The organism is Nesterenkonia sp. E16_10 (assembly GCF_017347085.1).
Lineage (GTDB): Bacteria > Actinomycetota > Actinomycetes > Actinomycetales > Micrococcaceae > Nesterenkonia.
In genome coordinates, this window is the sequence record NZ_JADPSA010000048.1 from 59,986 (window position 1) to 77,926 (window position 17,941).

General features: G+C 68.6%; 20 protein-coding genes. 1 reads left to right on the forward strand and 19 read right to left on the reverse strand.

Going from position 1 to position 17,941, the window contains the following annotated elements; all coding sequences use genetic code 11:
* Positions 1-57: 57 nt before the first annotated feature.
* The 17 genes from I2487_RS14500 to rpmB form a co-directional block, all read right to left on the reverse strand.
* Positions 58-1,011, reverse strand: a complete 954-nt coding sequence (locus tag I2487_RS14500) for an L-lactate dehydrogenase (RefSeq protein ID WP_207170406.1) — start codon at positions 1,009-1,011, stop codon at positions 58-60.
* Positions 1,012-1,119: 108 nt separating this feature from the next.
* Positions 1,120-1,473, reverse strand: a complete 354-nt coding sequence (locus I2487_RS14505) for a VOC family protein (RefSeq protein ID WP_207170405.1) — start codon at positions 1,471-1,473, stop codon at positions 1,120-1,122.
* Between the two features lie 75 nt (positions 1,474-1,548).
* Entirely contained in the window at positions 1,549-2,355 is an 807-nt protein-coding gene (locus tag I2487_RS14510; RefSeq protein ID WP_275955622.1) for an amino acid ABC transporter ATP-binding protein, read from the reverse strand.
* Positions 2,342-3,019 carry an amino acid ABC transporter permease gene (locus I2487_RS14515; RefSeq protein ID WP_518523732.1) on the reverse strand — a complete coding sequence of 226 codons (678 nt, stop codon included), beginning with the start codon at positions 3,017-3,019 and terminating at the stop codon, positions 2,342-2,344. Before I2487_RS14515 ends, I2487_RS14510 begins: the two co-directional genes overlap by 14 nt.
* Complete coding sequence (locus I2487_RS14520; protein ID WP_207170403.1) at positions 3,016-3,843, reverse strand: amino acid ABC transporter substrate-binding protein; 828 nt, start codon at positions 3,841-3,843, stop codon at positions 3,016-3,018. The genes I2487_RS14515 and I2487_RS14520 overlap by 4 nt, the downstream gene beginning before the upstream one ends.
* A gap of 134 nt (positions 3,844-3,977) precedes the next feature.
* The gene (locus tag I2487_RS14525) at positions 3,978-4,817 is read right to left on the reverse strand and encodes a MetQ/NlpA family ABC transporter substrate-binding protein (protein WP_255546483.1); all 840 of its coding nucleotides are present in this window, start codon (positions 4,815-4,817) and stop codon (positions 3,978-3,980) included.
* 139 nt (positions 4,818-4,956) lie between these two features.
* Complete coding sequence (locus tag I2487_RS14530) at positions 4,957-5,634, reverse strand: methionine ABC transporter permease (protein ID WP_345941449.1); 678 nt, start codon at positions 5,632-5,634, stop codon at positions 4,957-4,959.
* On the reverse strand, positions 5,631-6,443 hold the full coding sequence (locus tag I2487_RS14535; RefSeq protein ID WP_207170397.1) for a methionine ABC transporter ATP-binding protein: 813 nt from the start codon (positions 6,441-6,443) through the stop codon (positions 5,631-5,633). The genes I2487_RS14530 and I2487_RS14535 overlap by 4 nt, the downstream gene beginning before the upstream one ends.
* 31 nt (positions 6,444-6,474) lie before the next feature.
* Entirely contained in the window at positions 6,475-6,951 is a 477-nt protein-coding gene (locus I2487_RS14540; protein ID WP_207170396.1) for a flavodoxin domain-containing protein, read from the reverse strand.
* A gap of 94 nt (positions 6,952-7,045) precedes the next feature.
* Positions 7,046-9,037: an NHL domain-containing thioredoxin family protein gene (locus I2487_RS14545; protein WP_207170395.1), complete on the reverse strand. Its 1,992-nt coding sequence runs from the start codon at positions 9,035-9,037 to the stop codon at positions 7,046-7,048.
* A 27-nt stretch (positions 9,038-9,064) separates the two neighbouring features.
* Positions 9,065-9,943, reverse strand: a complete 879-nt coding sequence (locus I2487_RS14550; protein ID WP_207170394.1) for a hypothetical protein — start codon at positions 9,941-9,943, stop codon at positions 9,065-9,067.
* Positions 9,940-12,084 carry a bifunctional copper resistance protein CopD/cytochrome c oxidase assembly protein gene (locus I2487_RS14555; RefSeq protein ID WP_345941450.1) on the reverse strand — a complete coding sequence of 715 codons (2,145 nt, stop codon included), beginning with the start codon at positions 12,082-12,084 and terminating at the stop codon, positions 9,940-9,942. Before I2487_RS14555 ends, I2487_RS14550 begins: the two co-directional genes overlap by 4 nt.
* A complete protein-coding gene (locus I2487_RS14560; protein ID WP_207170402.1) occupies positions 12,081-12,344 on the reverse strand; it encodes a hypothetical protein in 264 nt (87 codons plus the stop codon). The genes I2487_RS14555 and I2487_RS14560 overlap by 4 nt, the downstream gene beginning before the upstream one ends.
* A 175-nt stretch (positions 12,345-12,519) precedes the next feature.
* Complete coding sequence (locus I2487_RS14565) at positions 12,520-12,804, reverse strand: HU family DNA-binding protein (protein WP_036474622.1); 285 nt, start codon at positions 12,802-12,804, stop codon at positions 12,520-12,522.
* Between the two features lie 467 nt (positions 12,805-13,271).
* Positions 13,272-13,577, reverse strand: coding sequence for a 30S ribosomal protein S14 (gene rpsN, locus I2487_RS14570; RefSeq protein WP_036474463.1), 306 nt, complete (start codon positions 13,575-13,577; stop codon positions 13,272-13,274).
* A gap of 2 nt (positions 13,578-13,579) precedes the next feature.
* Positions 13,580-13,747 (reverse strand): 50S ribosomal protein L33, encoded by a 168-nt coding sequence (gene rpmG / locus I2487_RS14575; RefSeq protein ID WP_022872124.1) that lies wholly within the window; start codon positions 13,745-13,747, stop codon positions 13,580-13,582.
* Positions 13,747-13,983, reverse strand: coding sequence for a 50S ribosomal protein L28 (gene rpmB, locus I2487_RS14580; protein ID WP_036474464.1), 237 nt, complete (start codon positions 13,981-13,983; stop codon positions 13,747-13,749). Before rpmB ends, rpmG begins: the two co-directional genes overlap by 1 nt.
* 363 nt (positions 13,984-14,346) lie before the next feature.
* Between rpmB and I2487_RS14585 the strand changes: the two genes are divergently transcribed.
* Entirely contained in the window at positions 14,347-15,303 is a 957-nt protein-coding gene (locus I2487_RS14585) for an EamA family transporter (RefSeq protein ID WP_207170393.1), read from the forward strand.
* Here the strand turns inward: I2487_RS14585 and I2487_RS14590 are convergent.
* Both I2487_RS14590 and I2487_RS14595 read right to left on the reverse strand, forming a co-directional pair.
* Positions 15,248-16,711 carry an amidase gene (locus I2487_RS14590; RefSeq protein WP_207170392.1) on the reverse strand — a complete coding sequence of 488 codons (1,464 nt, stop codon included), beginning with the start codon at positions 16,709-16,711 and terminating at the stop codon, positions 15,248-15,250. The two genes, I2487_RS14585 and I2487_RS14590, sit on opposite strands and share 56 nt — an antisense overlap.
* Before the next feature lie 124 nt (positions 16,712-16,835).
* Positions 16,836-17,840: a D-2-hydroxyacid dehydrogenase gene (locus I2487_RS14595; RefSeq protein WP_207170391.1), complete on the reverse strand. Its 1,005-nt coding sequence runs from the start codon at positions 17,838-17,840 to the stop codon at positions 16,836-16,838.
* Positions 17,841-17,941: the final 101 nt, after the last annotated feature.

A 17,941-nucleotide genomic window follows, 5' to 3' on the forward strand; every position in this document is an offset into this window, starting at 1 on the left:
CGACTCGTACAGGAGCGGTATTCCGCGGCCCCGGCCGGGCCGGCCCACCGCCTCGGCTCAGATCCTCAGCGCGGCCTGCACCTTGGCCAGCGCCTGCGCGGAGTCACGCAGCGCCTCGGTCTCCTCCGCGGAGAACGGGGTCGTGGTCACCGGGCGCACCCCGCCGGCGGAGACCACGCTGGGGATCGACAGCGCCACCCCGTTGATCCCGAGGAAGCCCTCGAGCACGCTGCTGACCGGAAGGATCGCGTGCTCGTCACTCAGCACCGCCTCCACGATCCGCGCCGCCGAGAGTCCGATCGCGTAATTGGTCGCGCCCTTGCCCGCGATGACCTGGTAGGCGGCGTTGCGGACCTGATCCGAGAGGGTCTCCAGCTCCTCGGCGTCGAAGACCCTCATGCCCTCGCGCTCCCAGTCCAGCAGCGGGGTCACCCCGATGCTTGCCGCGGACCAGAGCGGGAACTCGGTGTCGCCGTGCTCCCCCACCATGTGGGCGTGCACGCTGGACTGTGCGACGCCGGCCCGCTGCGCCAGCTTCCAGCGCAGCCGCGCGGTGTCCAGCACGGTCCCGGAGGAGAACACCCGGCTGCTGGGCAGCCCGGTGATCTGCTGTGCGGCCACGGTCAACACGTCGCAGGGATTGGTGACCAGCAGGTAGACGGCATCCGGGGCCCGCTCCAGCAGCCTCGGGAGCATGTTGCGCAGGATCTCCACGTTGGTGCCGGCCAGGTCCAGCCGGGTCTGTCCGGGACGCTGCTTCGCCCCGGCGGTGATCACCACGACGTCGGCGCCTTCCACATGCCTCAGGTCCGCGCCGCCGTCGATGTCCGAGGAACCGGTGAACTGGCTGCCGTGGGCGAGGTCGAGGACCTCGGCCTCGACCCGGGGGGCGTCGATGTCGTAGAGCCGCACATGCCGGGCGGAGCCGCGGATCATGGCCGCATAGGCGGTGGCGGTGCCGACGCTGCCGGCACCCACGATGGCCAGGGTGGAGTTCTCGATGAGGCTCATGGGCTCAGCCTGCCACAGCACGGCGAGGCCGAACAGAGGTCATCCTCGAATGGGGCCCACCCGACCCGGGTCAGTGCCAGCAGCAATAGTCAGTGCCGGCAGAGGTAGTCAGTGCCAGCAGAGACAGAACGGATGCCCCGCAGGATCGGCGTAGACGTTGAACCGCTGGGTTCCGGTGGCCATCTGCAGCACCTCCGCGCCCAGCTCGATGACCTCGGTGTGCGCGGAGGCGATGTCCTCGACGTCGAGGTCCAGGTGTATCTGCTGAGGCCTCCCCTGGGGCCACTGCGGCGGCTGGTGGTCCGGCGCGCGCTGCACCGCCACCGGCGCGGCTCCGGCGACGAGGACGGTGTGCCAGTCCGGCTCGGCACGCACCTGCCCGCCCAGCATCTTGGCCCAGAAGCTGCTCTCGGCCTCCAGGTCGGCGGCGTCGAAGACGACGGTCTGCGCGGTGATCTTCATGCGGCCCAGTCTCCGTCGAGCCGGGTGCCCGGTCAAGGGGCGGCCTTGTCCAGCCTCAATCGGCCGCAGCCTCGATCAGAACGGGTTGAGCAGCCGGTGCACGAAGGCGCGGGTGCGCTCCTGCTTCGGCGCGCGCAGCACTTCCTGCGCGGGGCCCTGCTCCACGACCACTCCGCCGTCCATGAAGGCGACCGTGTCGGCCACCTCGCGGGCGAAGGCGAGCTCGTGGGTCACCAGGACCATGGTCCAGCCCTCCTCGGCGAGCTCCTTGATCACGGTGAGCACGTCACCCACCAGCTCGGGATCCAGCGCCGAGGTGGGCTCGTCGAAGAGCAGCAGCGCGGGCTGCTGGGCCAGCGCGCGCACGATCCCCACCCGCTGCTGCTGGCCGCCGGAGAGCTGGTGCGGGTAGTCGTCGCGCTTCTCGGCGAGACCGACCCGCTCGAGCAGCCGTTCGGCCTCGGCGATGGCCTCGGCCTTGGGTCGTTTCTGGACCTGGATGGGGCCCTCGGTGACGTTTTCGAGCACGGTCTTGTGCGGGAAGAGGTTGTAGCCCTGGAAGACCATCGCCGAGCGGGTGCGCAGCGATTCCTTCTCCCGGCGCGTGGTCTTGGCGGAGAAGGTCACGGCCGGGCCCCCGGAGAACTCCACGGTGCCGGCGTCGGGCTGTTCCAGTCCGTTGAGGCAGCGCAGCACGGTGGTCTTGCCGGAGCCGGAGGGCCCGACGAGCGCGAGCACCTGTCCGGGCTGCACGGCCAGGTCGATGGAGCGCAGCACCTCGTTGTCTCCGAAGGACTTGTTCAGTCCCGAGACGCGCAGCAGCGGATCGCTGGGGGTGACGGCCGGTGCGGGGTCGGTGCGTGAAAAGTCAGTGGGCGACATAGCGGTCCAATCTGCGCTCGAGCCGGTCCTGCACGGTGGAGAGCACCAGGCAGAAGACCCAGTAGATCATGGCGGCCTCCACGTAGATCAGCATGAACTCCTGGCTGAAGGCGGCGATCTCCTGGGCCACCCGGAACAGCTCGGTGACCAGGATCAGCGAGGCCAGCGAGGTGTCCTTGACCAGCGAGATGAAGGTGTTCGACAGCGGCGGCACCGAGACCCGTGCGGCCTGCGGCAGGATCAGCCGGCGCAGCGCTTGATTGCGGGACATCCCGATCGTGTAGCCGGCCTCCCACTGGCCCTTGGGCACCGAGAGGATGGCGGCACGGATGACCTCGGCCGCGTAGCCGCCGACGTTCATCGAGAACGCGATCGCCGCGCTGGGCCACGGGTCGATGGTGAGTCCCACCGAGGGCAGGCCGTAGAAGATCACGAAGAGCTGCACCAGCAGCGGGGTGCCGCGGATCACCGAGATATAGGCTCGGGCGATCCCGGAGAACAGCCGGTTCCCGCTGATCCGCATCAGCGCCAGCACCAGGGCAAGCACGAGGCCGAGCGTGAAGCTCACCAGGGTCAGCGGGATGGTCCCGGTCAGGCCCCCGCGCAGCAGCGGCCAGAACGAGTCGATGGCCAGCTGCCAGTCGATGTCGGGCAGTTCCATCATTCCGTGACGTCGGCGCCGAAGTACTTCTCGGAGATCTCGGTGAGCGTGCCGTCCTCGGACAGGGTGGCCAGCGCCTCATCCACTGCCTCGACCAGGGATTCGCTGCCCTGCCGGAAGGTCAGTGCCGACTGGGACTGATCCTCGGTCTCGGCGGCGATCTTGATGTTCTCGTTGCCCTCGGTCTCCTGGTAGTCCAGGTAGGTGAGCTTGTCGTTGATCGTGGCGTCCACCCGGCCCTGCTCGAGCAGGGTCACCGACTGGGCCCATCCCTCGACGGCTTCGACCTCGGCACCGGACTCCCGGGCAAGCTCGTTCCAGTTCGAGGTCAGCGACTGCGCGGTGGTGGCGCCCTCGAGGTCCTCGAAGCTGGTGATCTCCTCGTTCTCCGCCAGTGTCACGACCACGCCGTTGGACACGGTGTACGGCGCGGAGAAGAGGTAGCTCTCCTCGCGGTCCTCGGTGATGGAGACCTGGTTGGCGATCACGTCGAAGCGCGCCGAGTCGAGACCAGCGAACATCGCGTCCCACTGGGTCTCCTCGAACTCCGCCTCCACCCCGAGCTCCTGCGCCACTGCGGTCACGATCTCCACGTCGTAGCCGGTCAAATCGCCGGCGCCACCCTCGTGGAAGCTGAATGGACGGTAGGTGCCCTCGGTCCCCACGGTGAGCGTGCCAGATTCCTGCACCTCTTCCAGGGTCAGTCCCGAGGCCGGCTCCTCTGCGGACGCGCCGTCCTGCTGCGCCTCGTCGCCTCCGCCGCAGGAGGCCAGCGTCAGGGCCGCAGCCGCAGAGAGGGCGAGGGTGGTCAGCAGGCGGGTGGTCATAGGTGATGCCCCTAGGGTGAAGCGTCGGCGAGGGCCGGCGTGCGGTGGTCAGGTCATGGACAGGCACAGAACGGTAGCACTCGGCCAGCGCGGGCCCGGGCGCTCTGTTACGCCATACGTCGCCCGGCGCCGGCTCAGAAGGCCGGCATCAGCGTCTCGTCATGCTCCTCGATGAGGAAGTCCCGGACCTCGTCACTGGTCATGGCGCGTTCCAGAGCCTCGATCTTCTCGGTGTCCAGGTCACCCTCGCGGGCCACCAGCGAGATCGCGAAGCGTTCGTCGATGTTCTCCTCCACGGCGATGGCGTCCTCCGGGGTCAGGCCGAGGCTGGAGATGTAGGTCGGGTAGTTGAAGACCGCGGCGATGCCGTCCTCCTCATAGGCCGAGGTCAGGTTCAGCAGGTCCACCTGGACCCACTCAAGGTCCTTCGGGTTCTCCTCGACGTCGGCGAGGGTGCCCTCGAAGCCGACCCCCTCGGCCAGCGTGATCAGCCCCTGATCGGCCAGGATCGCCAGCGCGCGGCCCTCATTGGATTCGTCATTGGGCAGCGCGATCTGGGCGCCGTCGGGGATCTCCTCCATCGAGTCGTAGTCCCGGGAGTAGAAGCCGACTCGGGCGTTGTAGATCGGCTGGACGACGGCGAGCTCGGCGTCGTGCTCCGCGTTATAGGCCTGCATATAGGGCTGGTGCTGGGCGAAGTTCGCGTCGACCTCGCCGTCGGCGAGCAGCCGGTTGTACTGGACGTTGTCGCTGACCTCGACGAGCTCGATGGTGTACCCGTCCTGCTCCGCGACCTCCGCGGCGGCCTCGACCACATCGGTCATCGGCGTGGTGTGCGAGGCGACCTGGATCAGCGTGTCCTCACCCTCGGCGCCGCTCTCCCCGGAGGCACAGCCGGCGGTGGCGAAGAGGGCAAGGACGACGGCGGCCCCGCTGAGCGCGCGGACTGGACGGTTCTGCAGTTCGGAAGTCAAGATGCTCCTCGTTCGGATGGTCGGACCCATGCCGGGCCCGGTGGTTTCAACGACGCCGACGCGCAGGTTATGCCGCGGCTTCGGGTCATACACCCGTGCGCCGGAGTCGAGCGTGATCTTTCAGCGTGACCTCTCAGCCTCAGCGTGACCGGTGGTCCAGCGCCATGGAGAGTCTCGTCCCGAAGGTTTGGATCAGCATCACCAGCACCACGATCAACGCGATGGTCACGTACATGATGTCGTATTCATAGCGCTGGTAGCCGTAGCGGATCGCGAAGTCACCGACCCCGCCCCCGCCCACGACGCCCATGATGGTGGAGTAGGAGATCATCGAGATCGTCACCGTGGTCATCGAGAGCACCAGCCCGGAACGCGCCTCGGGGTAGAGGAACCGGGTGACCAGCTGGAAGGTGTTGGCGCCCAGGGAATCGGCGAGCTCCACGGTGTCGCGTGGGATCTCCACCAGGGTCTGCTCCACCCAGCGGGCGTAGAGCGCCACGGCGACGAAGGAGAGCGGGACCGCGGCGGCGGTGGTCCCGAAGGAGGTGCCCACCGCCCAGCGGGTGAACGGGATCAGCGCCACCACGAAGAGCAGGAACGGGACCGAACGGACCACGTTGACGAAGCCGTTGAGCCCGCTGTAGAGCCAGCCGCGCTCCTTCGGTCCGCCGCGGCGGGCCAGGTACATCCCGGTGCCCATGGGCAGCCCGATCAGCACCGCGGCGAGCAGCGACCAGCCCAGCATCGCGCCGGTCTCCACGATGGAGGTGACGATCTCGCCCCGGTACTCCCCGAGGCGCTGGGCCAGCTCATTCACTCCTGGTCCCCCTCGAGGTACTTCCGGGCGCGCTCCGAGTAGCTGTCGAAGGACTCGCGGGCCTGCAGGCGTGCGATCTCGGCGATGCCGGTGAGCCGACCGGACTCCAGGATCGCGGCGCGGTCGCAGGCGCCACGGATGACATCGAGCTCATGGCTGACCAGCAGGATCGAGGTGCCCATCTCGGCGCGCACGCGCAGCAGGGTCGCCATGACCTCGTCGGTGTGCTGGCTGTCCAACGAGGAGGTGGGCTCGTCGCAGAGCAGAATGTCGGGCTCATTGACCAGGGCACGGGCGATCGCCACGCGCTGCTTCTCTCCCCCGCTGAGCTGGGCCGGATGCTTCGACGCCTGGGCCCCCATGTTCACGAAGTCCAGCATCTCCCGGGCCCGGTCCGCCGAGGCGGCCTCGGCACCGGGGCGCCGACGCGGGCCGAGACCGCGCTCTGCAAGTCCGCCGAGCCTCTGGTGCAGGTTCAGCGGCAGCGCGACATTGGCCAGGACGGTCTTGTTCGCCAACAGGTTGAACTGTTGGAAGACCATCCCGATCCGCCGGCGCTGGGCGCGTCGGTCCCGTGGGCGCAGCGCGGCAAGGTTGACCCCGTTCACGGTGACGGCCCCGGAGCTGGGCAGCTCCAGCGCGTTGACCATGCGCAGCAGCGTGGACTTGCCCGACCCGGACTCCCCGACCACGCCGAAGATCTCGGACTCCCCGACGCTGAGGCTGACCTCATGCAGCGCGTGGACCGATCCGGCGCGGCGGGCACCTGGCTGGGTGTAGCTCTTGGTGACCTGATCGAACTCGATCATCGGTGAAGCGGGACTGAGTGTGGGAACAGGATCAGCTCAGACCATAGGCGATCAGCGAGCCGGACCAGTCCTCGATCCCGGGCCAGTCACGGTAGTCCGCGTTCTCCGGCGCCTTGACCACCTTGAGCTGCAGCTTCTCGAAGAAGCTGAGCTTCTCGGCGTCGATGGCACCACGGAAGTAGGTGACCTCGCGGTGCGGGTAGCTGCGCAGCGTCTCCGCCAGCTCGGGCTTGAGGCTGGGACCGCCGCCGGAGGCGAAGAGGAACAGCGGCTTGCCGCCGAGCTCGGTGCGATGCGCGTCGAGGAACATCTTCGCGGGGCCCCAGAGCTTGTCCCGGTAGACCGGCAGCCCCATGACCACGTTGTCGGTCTCGAAGAGCCACTGCCCGGCCTCGGAGATGTCCTTGACGTGGGCGGAGACGCCCCGGTTCTTCAGCGTGGCGGCGATATGCTCGCCGATCTCCGCGGTGGAGCCGTGTTTGCTCGCAACAACGACCATCGTGGTCATGGTTCATCCGCCCTCTCGCAGAAACTATGGTGCTGATCTGAGCCTATCAACGCAGGTGGCGCTGTGGGAGCGCCGGGACCTCCGAGCTGAGTGATCACCGAACTCCGCGCAGGTCCAGGGTCAGCTCGCTCTGCGCGCCAGCTTCGAGCGTGACGGGGATGCCCCAGTCCTGCTGATAGAGGTGGCAGGCGGCGTGCATCGGGATCTCTTCGCCGGGGGCGCCATCGCAGGCCGCGGCGCGGGCCGTGATGTGCAGGACTCCCTCGGTGACCTCGGGGTTCAGCCGCAGCGTACGGCTCAGCCCCTCGGAGTTCCCCGCGCCCTCGATCAGCAGGTGCTCCGGGGAGGATGAGACCTTCAGCTGGGTGGGGTCACCCCAACGGTCATCGAGCTTCTGACCTGTGGGAGCGGCGAAGCCGATGGCCAGCGAGAACTCCCCCGGTGCCACCGCGGTGGCCGGGCGCTGGCTCTGCGTGGCGCCCTCATCCACGGTGAGGTACTCCTTGGGCACCGCGATCCGGACCAGCTCGTGGGCGTTGGTCTCCACCACCAGCAGGCTGCTGCCGTCGGCGTCGAGCAGCACGTCGGAAGGCTCCTTGAGGCCGCGGGCCACGGTGGAGACGCTGGCGGCCACGGTGGTGCCGTCCGCGGCGAGGTGCTCGCCGCGGTAGCGCCGGATCGCCCCGTTATAGGTGTCGGCCAGCAGCACCGAGCCGTCCGGCAGCGCGGTCACCCCGAGCGGGTGCTGCAGCCGGGCCTGCTCGGGGGCGCCGTCGCGGAACCCGAAGTCGAAGAGCCCCTCACCGATGAGCGTCTGCACGGCCGGGGCCGGGGCCGCTGCCGCGCCCTTGGCCGCGGCACCGGTGCGGAGCACCCGCAGCGAGGAGGTCTCGGAGTCGGCGATCCAGAGGTCCCCGGCAGCGTCCTCGGTGAGTCCGGAGGTCTGGGCGAACCAGGCCTGGTCGGCATCGCCGTCGAGCAGGCCCTCGAGTCCGGTGCCGGCGAAGATCGAGAGCTCCCCGGTGAGGGGGTCGAAGGTGAAGATCTGATGCGTCCCGGCCATGGCGATGACCACCAGGCCCAGGGTCTGGGACCACAGGACGTCCCAGGGTGAGGACAGCGAGACGCTGCGCGGGTCGTTGCCCAGGCTGCCGGACTCCACGGCGCCGGCCCGGGCGCGCTCGGCGTCGAGCAGTCGCTGCACGCCGTTGCCGGCCAGAGTGGTGACCTCTCCGGTCTCGGCGTTGATCCCGCGCAGCCGGTGGTTGACCGTATCGGCGACCACGATGTCGTAGCCGACCTGCTGGGCCAGCTCCGCAGGAAGCACGGTCAGTCCCTGTGGCTCGTTGAAGCGCGCAGCGTCCGCAGCGCCGTCGTGATGACCCTTCTGCAGGTCCTCTCCCCCGCCCCAGGACCGGACCACGGTCGCCAGGTCGGAGTCGAGCTCCACGATCCGGTGATGACCGGTGTCGGAGACCAGGAAGTGGCCCTGCGCGGCCTGGGATCCTCCCAGGTCCCGGGCGACCGGGATGGCCTTGCCCGGGAAGCGCAGGGTGCGTGAGACCGGCTCGGGCGGCACATAGGGGCCGTCGCCGCGGTGCAGCGTGCCCTTGGCCTCGTGCTCGGTGACCAGCTCCTCGACCAATGAGGTCAGCCCGGCCACGTGGCCCTCACCGGCGAGGTTCGCGGCGATGTAGCCCTCGGGGTCGATGACCACCAGGGTCGGCCAGGCGCGCGCCGAGTAGGCCTGCCAGGTCACCAGGTTCGGATCATCCAGGACCGGGTGGGCGATCTCGTAGCGCTCGACGGCGGCGGCAAGCGCGTCGGGATCGGCCTCGTGCTCGAATTTCGGCGAATGCACGCCCACGGTGACCAGGACGTCGCTGAAGCGCTGCTCCAGCGGGCGCAGCTCGTCGAGCACATGCAGGCAGTTGATGCAGCAGAAGGTCCAGAAGTCCAGGATGACGATCTTGCCGCGCAGGTCCTGGAGCGAGACGTCCTTGCCGCCGGTGTTCAGCCAGCCCCGTCCCAGAAGCTCGGAGGCGCGCACCCGCTCGGCACGGCGAATCGTCTCGGTCTGCGTCATGCGGGATCTCCCTTGAGTCGTGCCTGGTTATTCTGCGGTCCCCAGCGCCGCGGAGGCTTCCGCGGCGATGGCCTCGGCGATGGACGTGAACTCCGCCGAGCCAGCCGCCTCACCCCCGGTGAAGGAGACCATGATGATGTCATCATCCACCTGCGTGAACAGGATCTGGGCGTGAGTTGTTCCATCATCGCCGGTGCGCTGCCAGGAGTACGCCGCGGTGTTCTCCGCCTGCTCGGCAGGGACCTCGGCCTGTTCCTGCAGGTCCGGCTCCTCGATGCGCAGCACGTAGTCGAGCCCGTCCAGCGTGAACTCGGTGTCCTGACAGGATTCGAGCAGCTCCGCGACGTTCTCCAGATGCTCGGCCACCCGCTCCCGGTCGGCCTCGCCCTCCAACGTGGCCAGCTCGATGGATCCGGCCCCGGAGAAGCTCTCGGCGAAGTAGTCCGCGCGCACGCTCTGCTCACCGAGCAGCAGCGGGGAGAAGTCGACCGCCGCCAGCGGCCGCGCACAGGACTCGGGGCTCACCTGCACCTCGGGGTCCTCCCCGGCCAGGGAGTTCTCCTCGAGCAGCTCTCGATAAGAGGACGCGACCTCATCGGAGACGAATCCCTGCTCGGTGAAGCCGAAGCTCGCGGCGCGCTGGGCCCCCTGCGCCGCGGCACCGATCAGCCGGTCCGGGGCGCTCAGCCCCGCGGCGCCCTCCACGACGTTCTCGCCTGCGCCGCCGCTCTCGCCCGCGTCGTCGCTCTCGCCTGCGCCCTCGCTCTCGCCCGCGCCCTGGCCGACCCCGGCGTGGTCGGCGTCATCCGGCGCCGTCTCCTGCGGATCGGCCCCGCAGGCGCCCAGCAGCAGCACCGCGATGAGCCCGGCGCTGATCCTAGGCAGCCGCGGCCTCGCTGGTGTCATCGTGGTCCGTCCCGTTCCGCCATCTCGGCGAACATGTCGTTGTAGTCGTTGAGCTCCGCATCCCCGGTGCGGTCGGCCTCGCGGTCCAGCCGCTTGGTCTCTCGCCTGTCCTCACGGGACCAGATGACCCCTGCGATGAAGGACATCAGGATCGCCGGGATCTCGCCCAGCGCCCACATCAGCTCGCCGCCGCTGCGCTGATCCTCCAGCGCGGTGAATCCCCAGTCGTAGCCCATGTTGCCGAACCAGGCGGCCTGGATCAGCTGGTCCGAGCTGGTCATCGCCACGGCCAGGAAGGCGTGGAACACCATGGTGGCCAGCAGGATGATCAGCCGCATCGGGTGCGCGGGCCGGGCCGGCAGCGGATCCTGACCGATCAGCACCAGCGCGAAGATGTATCCGGTGGCAAGGAAGTGGAAGATCATCAGCTCATGACCCACGTGGTACTCCAGCACGAGTCCGAAGATCGGGGTGTAGTAGAAGATCAGCAGCGAGCCGGCGAAGTTCACCGCCGCGACGATCGGGTGGGTGACGATCTTGGAGAAGCGGGAGTGCACCAGCCAGAGGATCCATTCGCGCGGGCCGCGGGTCCCGTCGGTGCGCACGTCCAACGAGCGCAGCGCCAGCGTCACCGGGGCACCCATGACCATGAAGATCGGGGCGACCATGGTCAGGGTCATGTGCTGGATCATGTGTCCGGAGAACAGCACCATCCCGTAGACCGCCGGACCGCCGGAGGTGACCCAGAGCAGCACCAGCAGCCCGAAGAGCCAGCTGGCCGCGCGCAGCAGCGACCAGGAGTCCCCGCGCCGGCGCATCCGCAGCATCGCGAGCACGTACCAGGCGGCGAGGAAGACGACGATCGCGACCCACAGCCAGTCCGGGCGCCAGAGGGTCAGCCAGAGGGTCCCGCTGGGCTCGGGCGGCAGGTCATAGCCGGTGAGCAGCCGGGCGGGTGTGGCGTCCGGGGGCAGGTCCTCCGGCACCGGCGGGGCGGTGCGGCCCAGGATCGTGCTGACCCCGATGACCGCGGCCATGATCGCGACCTCCACCAGGATCAGCTGGAAGAGCAGGCCCGCCGGACGCGCGCCGCTGCTCAGCCGAGGAATGATCCAGGAGCGGTGCATCCACCCGATGGCCGCCAGGGCCAGGGTGGCCAGCAGCTTCGCGGAGAGCATCAGGCCATAGCTGGTGGAGGTGAGCTGTCCGAGCGTATCGATGCGCAGGCTGGCGTTGATGACCCCGGAGGCCGCCACGGTGAGCAGTGCCAGCCCGGCCAGGGCCGAGTAGCGCCGGAGCAGCGTCTCGGTCATCCCGGGCGCCGGCTTCGGGCCCCTCGGTGCCGTCTCGGCGTCACCTGCGGCGCCGGGTCGCTGCGGGTTCGCGGCGTCACGGCTCAGCGCCGGGCCGAGCAGCGCGAGGACCACCAGACCACCGACCCAGATCACGACGCCGAGCAGGTGCAGCCCCAGCGAATTGACCGCCGCGTAGTGGTCGTCGCCGGAGGCCGAGTGCCCGACCAGCGCCATCGGCAGGATTGCGGTGAGTCCGAGCACCGCGATGAAGAACAGTCCGCCCGGAGCCCGCACGGCGGTGACCAGGGTGGCGAAGACCGCGGCGATCAGCACCACCGCGGCCCAGGCCTGTCCGGTGGCGATGGACTGCACGTATCCGAAGAATCCGGAGGCGAAGGAGTCCGAGGCGGAGACCTCGAGTCCGGAGAGCGAGGAGAAGCTCAGCACCAGCACGGCCACGGCCGCCACGGTCCAGACCACGCCGGCCAGGCCGGCGATCTGCATGGTCCGGGTGAAGAGCGGATGTTCCGCGGCCGGAGCCTGGTGATCCTGCAGCTTCTTGCGGCGCCGCGGACCGGCCTGGGGCGGGACCGCAACGGTGGCCAGGATGACCGCGGCGATCGCGGTGGCCATGGAGAGGTGGTGGAGGAACCGGGCGATCGGCAGCCCCCACCGGGTGAGCGCACCCGGGTCCGAGAGTTCACCGGGGTCGTTGACGCCGCTGAGCACGCCCGTCACGATCAGGGCCAGCAGGCCCGCGCAGAGCGCGGCCGCGGTCAGTGGCAGCGGAGCGGTCCAGAACCGGTCCGGCGTCTTGCGCGCAAGCGTAGGCGCGGAGCTGCTCACGCTCCGTCGTCCCGTCGTGGATCTGGATCCTGCCGGGGGTCCTGTCGGGGATTCTTTCGGGGGTTCTGCCGGGGGCCGTCGGTCTCGGTGTCCTGCTGGGACTGCGCCTGCCAGCGTGCCGAGTCCTGCATCTTGCGTCGGACCAGCACGATGACCAGCACGAGCACGAGCAGGCTGCCGATGCCGAAGACCAGCGGGGCCCAGTCGGGGAGCTCGGGCGCGGCAGGTGCGGCCGCGGTGAATGTGAGTGGGACTGTCATGGCGGGACTGCACCTTCCTTGGGCCCTCGGGGCTTGGGCGTCCAACGATTCTACGCCGCGTAGAAGACCCGGCGCAGACGACGTCGGCCCCTCGCCCGAGTCTTGGGGCGAGGGGCCGACGTCGTCAGCTGGGCCGCGACGGCTCCGTGTCACACGGTGCCGCGGCTCATCAGGCTCATTTGCCGGTGGCGGCGGCCTTCAGCTTGGAACCTGCGGAGAGCTTCACGGAGTAGCCCTCCGGGATCTGGATGGTCTCACCGGTCTGCGGGTTGCGTCCGGTGCGGGCGGCGCGCTTGGTGCGCTCCACGGCCAGCCAACCGGGAATGGTGACCTTCTCGCCCTTGGAAACCTGCTCGGTGAAGACCTCGAAGACTGAATCCAGCACGCCGTTGACGGCGGCCTGGGAGTTTCCGGACTTCTCTGCGACTGCTGCGACGAGCTCGCTGCGGTTCAGTGCCATGTGTTTGTCCTCCTGGACGTATTCGGTGGCAGTCCCCGGCATGACCTGCACGGTGTGTGCTGTCTACGCGATGTTCTGCGTCGACGGACCGGTCATGCCGCGTGGGGCTTTCAGAACGGCAACTTACCACGCAGGCCCGGTGGAACCAGCATGGAACCGCGTGATCCTGGGCCAGAACGCCGTATTTCCCCTTGCGCGAACGCCTCGGAGGCTCATGGGAACGGGTGATATGAACAATAAATCCTCGAACAAAAAAACCACCCGCGGGAGGGCTGATGCTGTTCCTCCAGGGGGTGAGGAACAGCAGCCTCCGCGCGGGTGGCGGTCTTTGTGAAGCTCGACCGTGACGACGCTCGAGCTTCGGGTCCAATCTACAGCAGAATGTGTATTGGACAACCACTGACGGGGTGGGTCACTCGGAAGTGACCCACCCCGTCAGCCAGGATCCTGCTTTCAGCCTCGGCTGATCACCAGGAAGACTTGGTGATGCCGGGAAGCTCACCCTTGTGCGCCATGTCGCGGAAACGGATGCGCGAGATGCCGAACTTCTGGAAGGTGCCGCGGGGGCGACCATCGATGGAGTCGCGGTTGCGCACGCGGATCGGGGAAGCATCGCGGGGAAGCTTCTGCAGACCCACGCGAGCCGCCTCGCGGTCCTCGTCGGAGGCGTTGGGATCAACGAGGGTCTTCTTGAGCTGCAGACGCTTCTCGGCGTAGCGCTCAACGATGACCTTGCGCTGTTCGTTCTTTGCGATCTTGGATTTCTTGGCCATGATCAGCGCTCCTCTCGGAAGTCGACGTGCTTGCGAACGACCGGATCGTACTTCTTGAGCACGATGCGGTCGGGGTTGTTGCGGCGGTTCTTACGGGTCACGTAGGTGAACCCGGTGCCTGCCGTCGACTTCAGCTTGATGATGGGACGTACGTCCTTGTCCTTGGCCATTAGAGCTTCTCACCCTTCTCGATCAGCTCGGCAACGACAACGTCGATGCCGCGGACGTCGATGGTCTTGATGCCCTTGACGGACAAGGTCAGCGTCACATTGCGTCCCAATGAAGGAACCCAGTAGCGCTTCTTCTGGATGTTCGGGTCGAACCGGCGCTTGGTGCGCCGATGCGAGTGGGAGATCGAGTTGCCGAACTGCGGCCCCACTCCGGTCACCTGGCAACGTGCTGCCATGATCACTCCTCTTGCGTAAGTACGTGAATGTATACGGGCGGTCCCCGATTCTGGGTCCCGCCACCAGCTATGACACCGTTACTTGCGAGGACGGACCAGGCTGGGTGAGATCCAACCGAAGTGTCTTCTCATTCGTCCAGCGAAACGCCGGACGGACGGTGGTGCTTGATGTGGTGCACTGGAATCCAGGCTTCACAATCGCCGCGCTGCTTTCCGGCGCCGATACCCATGCAGCCCCCGCTCCAAGAGGACACGCATGTGCACAGCGCAGCACGGCTTGCGACTGTCTATGCTAGCCGGGGCGCGGCCATTCGGCAAAGCGGGTGAGCGGCCGGGGTGATCAGCGGCGGTACAGTCAAGGCCGTGACTGCGAATCAGGGCATGACCCAGGACCATGGCGTGGCGACAGACCCCACCCACACCCGTTCGGTGCTTCCGGTGCTGGCCATCATCGCCACGGTGCTCATGTGGGCCTCCTCCTTCGTCCTGATCCGTTTCTCCGCCGGGGAGCTCTCCCCCGGGCCCCTCGCGCTGCTGCGGCTGCTCGCCGGAGCGGCGACGCTGAGCATCCTGCTGCTCTGGGTCCGGCGCGGGAGGCTGACGCTGCCCACCCGGCCGGCGCTGGCGCTGACCGCGCTGTTCGGGGTGATCTGGTTCGCGCTCTACACCGTGGTGTTCAACCTGGCCGGTCACTACATCGACGCCGGGACCATCGCGATGGTGGTCAACCTGGCCCCGCTGATGGTCGGCGTCGGGGCCGTGGTGTTCTTCAAGGAGTCCTTCTCCACTCGGCTCTTCCTCGGCATGGTGGTCTCGCTGTGCGGCATCGGACTGATCACCGTGGCCGGCTCCACGGGCCAGCTGGCCCTGGCCGGGCTGGGCATCGCGCTGATCGCCGCGTTCCTCTATGCCGCCGGCATGCTGATCCAGAAGCTGGCGCTGCGGCACACCGACCCGCTGACCGCCACCTGGCTGGCCTGCGCCGCGGGCACGGTCGCGCTGCTGCCCTTCCTCGGCGCCACCTGGGCCGAGCTGCAGACCACCTCGACACCGGTGGTGCTGGGCGCGATCTATATGGGGATCGGCCCCACCGCGCTGGGCTTCTGGTTCTGGGGCTACGCGATGAACCACTTCCCCACCGGCAAGGTGGCCGCCAGCACGCTGGCGGTCCCCGCCGTCGTCGTGGTGATGTCCTGGCTGACGCTGGGCGAGATCCCGCCGCTGCTGGGGATCATCGGCGGCGCCGTGACGCTGACCGGCGTGGCTATCGCACAGCTTCGCCGGCCTGCGCGGCCCGTGCGGCCCGTGCGAGCGGACTGACCGGTGCGCTGAACTTCTCCCCGCTGGCCAGCTCATAGGCGCGGGCCGCGCGCAGCACCGAGCGGTCCCGGGTCCGCGCGGCGACGATCTGCAGCCCTACCGGCAGTCCGCCACCGGTGAGCCCGCAGGGCACCGAGACCGCGGGCTGCTGGGTCATGTTGAACGGGATGGTGTAGGGGGTCCAGCTGGTCCACAGGTCCGAGGGCCAACCCTCCGGGGCCTGGCGGCTCGCATCGAAGGCGGGGATCGGCATGGTGGGGGTCACCAGCAGGTCGTACTTCTGGTGGAAGGCTCCCATCCGCACCCCCATGTCCATGCGCACCCCGGTGGCGCTGAGGTAGTCCAGCGCCGAGGCGTCGGCGTACTGCTCGATCCCGGCGCGCAGTCCCGGGTCGACCTGTTCAAGCGCGCCCGGGCCATAGGCCTCCAGCACCTTCGCCGCGCCGGTGAACCAGAGCACGTGGAAGGCCTCCACGGGATCCGTGATGTCGGGATTGACCTGCTCCACCTCGGCCCCGAGCGAGGCCAGCAGCGCGACCGCCTCATCCACCCGCGCCTGGACCTCGGGATCGTTGGAGCCGAAGCCCAGAGTCGGCGAGTAGCCGATCCGCACCCCAGCCAGCGAGGCGCCGTCGACCTCGAGGTCGGCGAGTTCCGCCGAGAAGGGGCGCGTCTGTGAGGGCAACGCGGACCAGTCGCGGGCGTCGAAGCCGGCGATCACATCGAGCAGCAGCGCGGTGTCGGTCACGGTGCGCGCCATCGGCCCGGCATGGGCCAGGGTGCCGAAGGGGCTTGCCGGGTACATCGGCACGGTGCCGTAGGTGGCCTTGATCGCCACGGTGCCGGTGAACGACGCCGGGATCCGCACCGATCCGCCGCCGTCGGTCCCCACTGCCCAGGGGCCCATTCCGGCGCCGACCGCGGCCGCGGCTCCTCCGGAGGAGCCCCCGGAGGTCAGTGCGGGGTCCCAGGGATTGGTGGTCGCGCCGAAGCGCAGCGAGTCGGTGGTGCCCTTCCAGGCGAACTCCGGGGTCGTGGTCTTGCCCAGCAGCACCGCACCGGTCTCGCGCAGCCGTGCCACACAGGGAGCGTCGTAGTCCCAGGGGCCTGCCTCGTCGATCAGCCGGCTGCCGCGCAGCGTGGGCCAGCCCACGGTCGGAAAGATGTCCTTGATCGAGGTGGGCACCCCGTCTCCGGGACCCAGCGTGTCCCCGGAGGCCCAGCGCCGGGCCGAGCCACGGGCGGAGTCCAGGGCAGATTCACGGTCCACCAGCACGAAGGCGTTGAGCGCGTCGTTGTGCGCGTCGATCTGCTCCAGAGCGGCCTCGGTGGCGTCCACCGGGGTGAAGTCGCCGGTGCGGTAGCCCGCGAGAAGCTCGACGGCGGTCAGGTCAGCAAGGTGCGCCATGCGCCCCTCCTCAAGATCTGGAGTCCGAAGACTCGTCTGGTGCAACAGGGTGGATGGGTGGATCCCGGTTCAGCGTCTTGTTATCGCGGTTCAGCGTCTTGGTACCGCGGTTCAGCGTCTTGATTCAGTGCCGCGGGACGTATCCCTTGGCGGTGTCCACGATGTTCTTCAGCTCCGCGCCGTCGAGCCAGCGCCGCGCGTTCTCCACGAACTGCTCCGCGAGCGCCGGGCGCCAGCCCAGCACGTCTCCGGACATATGGGCGGAGATGGTCACGGATTCCATGGCCCACAACGGCGAGTCCGCCGGCAGCGGCTCTTTTTCGAAGACGTCGAGGGTGGCACGCGCGAGGCGCCCGTCCTGGAGCGCCTGGACCAGCGCCGTCTCGTCCACCGATTCCCCGCGACCGATGTTGATCAGGTGGGCGCCGCGGCGCACTGCGGCCAGGGACTGCTCACTGATCAGCCCGATGGTCTGCGCGGTGAGCGGCGCGGCATTGATGATGTGATCGAATCCGCCGATGTGGCTCGGCAGGTCCGCGCTCTCCACCACGGTCCCAAAGTCTGGGTCCTGCTCCCGGGCGGTGCGCCCGGCACCGGTGACTTCGATCCCGACCGCGCGCAGCAGCCGTGCCGTCTCGCGCCCGATGGCACCGGTGCCGATGATCAGCGCGCTGGTTCCCTGAACCCTGAGCGTCTCGCGGTGCACCCATTGCCGCTGCTGCTGGTGGCGCAGACTCGCGGCGAAGTCCTTCGCGTGGGCGAAGATCGCGGCCAGGACATACTCCGCGATCGGACGGTCGAAGATGCCCTGCGCGTTGGTCACGGTGACCTCAGATCTGCGCAGCTCCTCGAACATCAGCGCATCCACTCCGGCGGCAGCGACGTGGATCCACTCCAGGGAGTCGGCCTGCGGCCAGGCCTGCTGCACGGCCGGGGAGAAGAAGTCCCAGAGGAACAGCGCCTGGGCGCCCTCGAGGGCGGAGCCGAGTCCTGCGGCATCGGTGTACCTGACCTCGGCCAGGCCTTCGATTGACTCGAGCCCCTCGGGCCGCTGAAGCTGCGCAGGGTCCTGGGCCGCCGCCTCAGCGCGGGGACACAGCACCGTGATGATCGGTCTCGCTGCGGTCATGCTCACCTGCCTGTTTCTGGCCCGTGGTCTCGGCCCGGTGGGGCCCGTGGTCTCGGCCCGTCTCTGGTCTGCTGACCTATCATCTTCAGGTGCGGCTATGC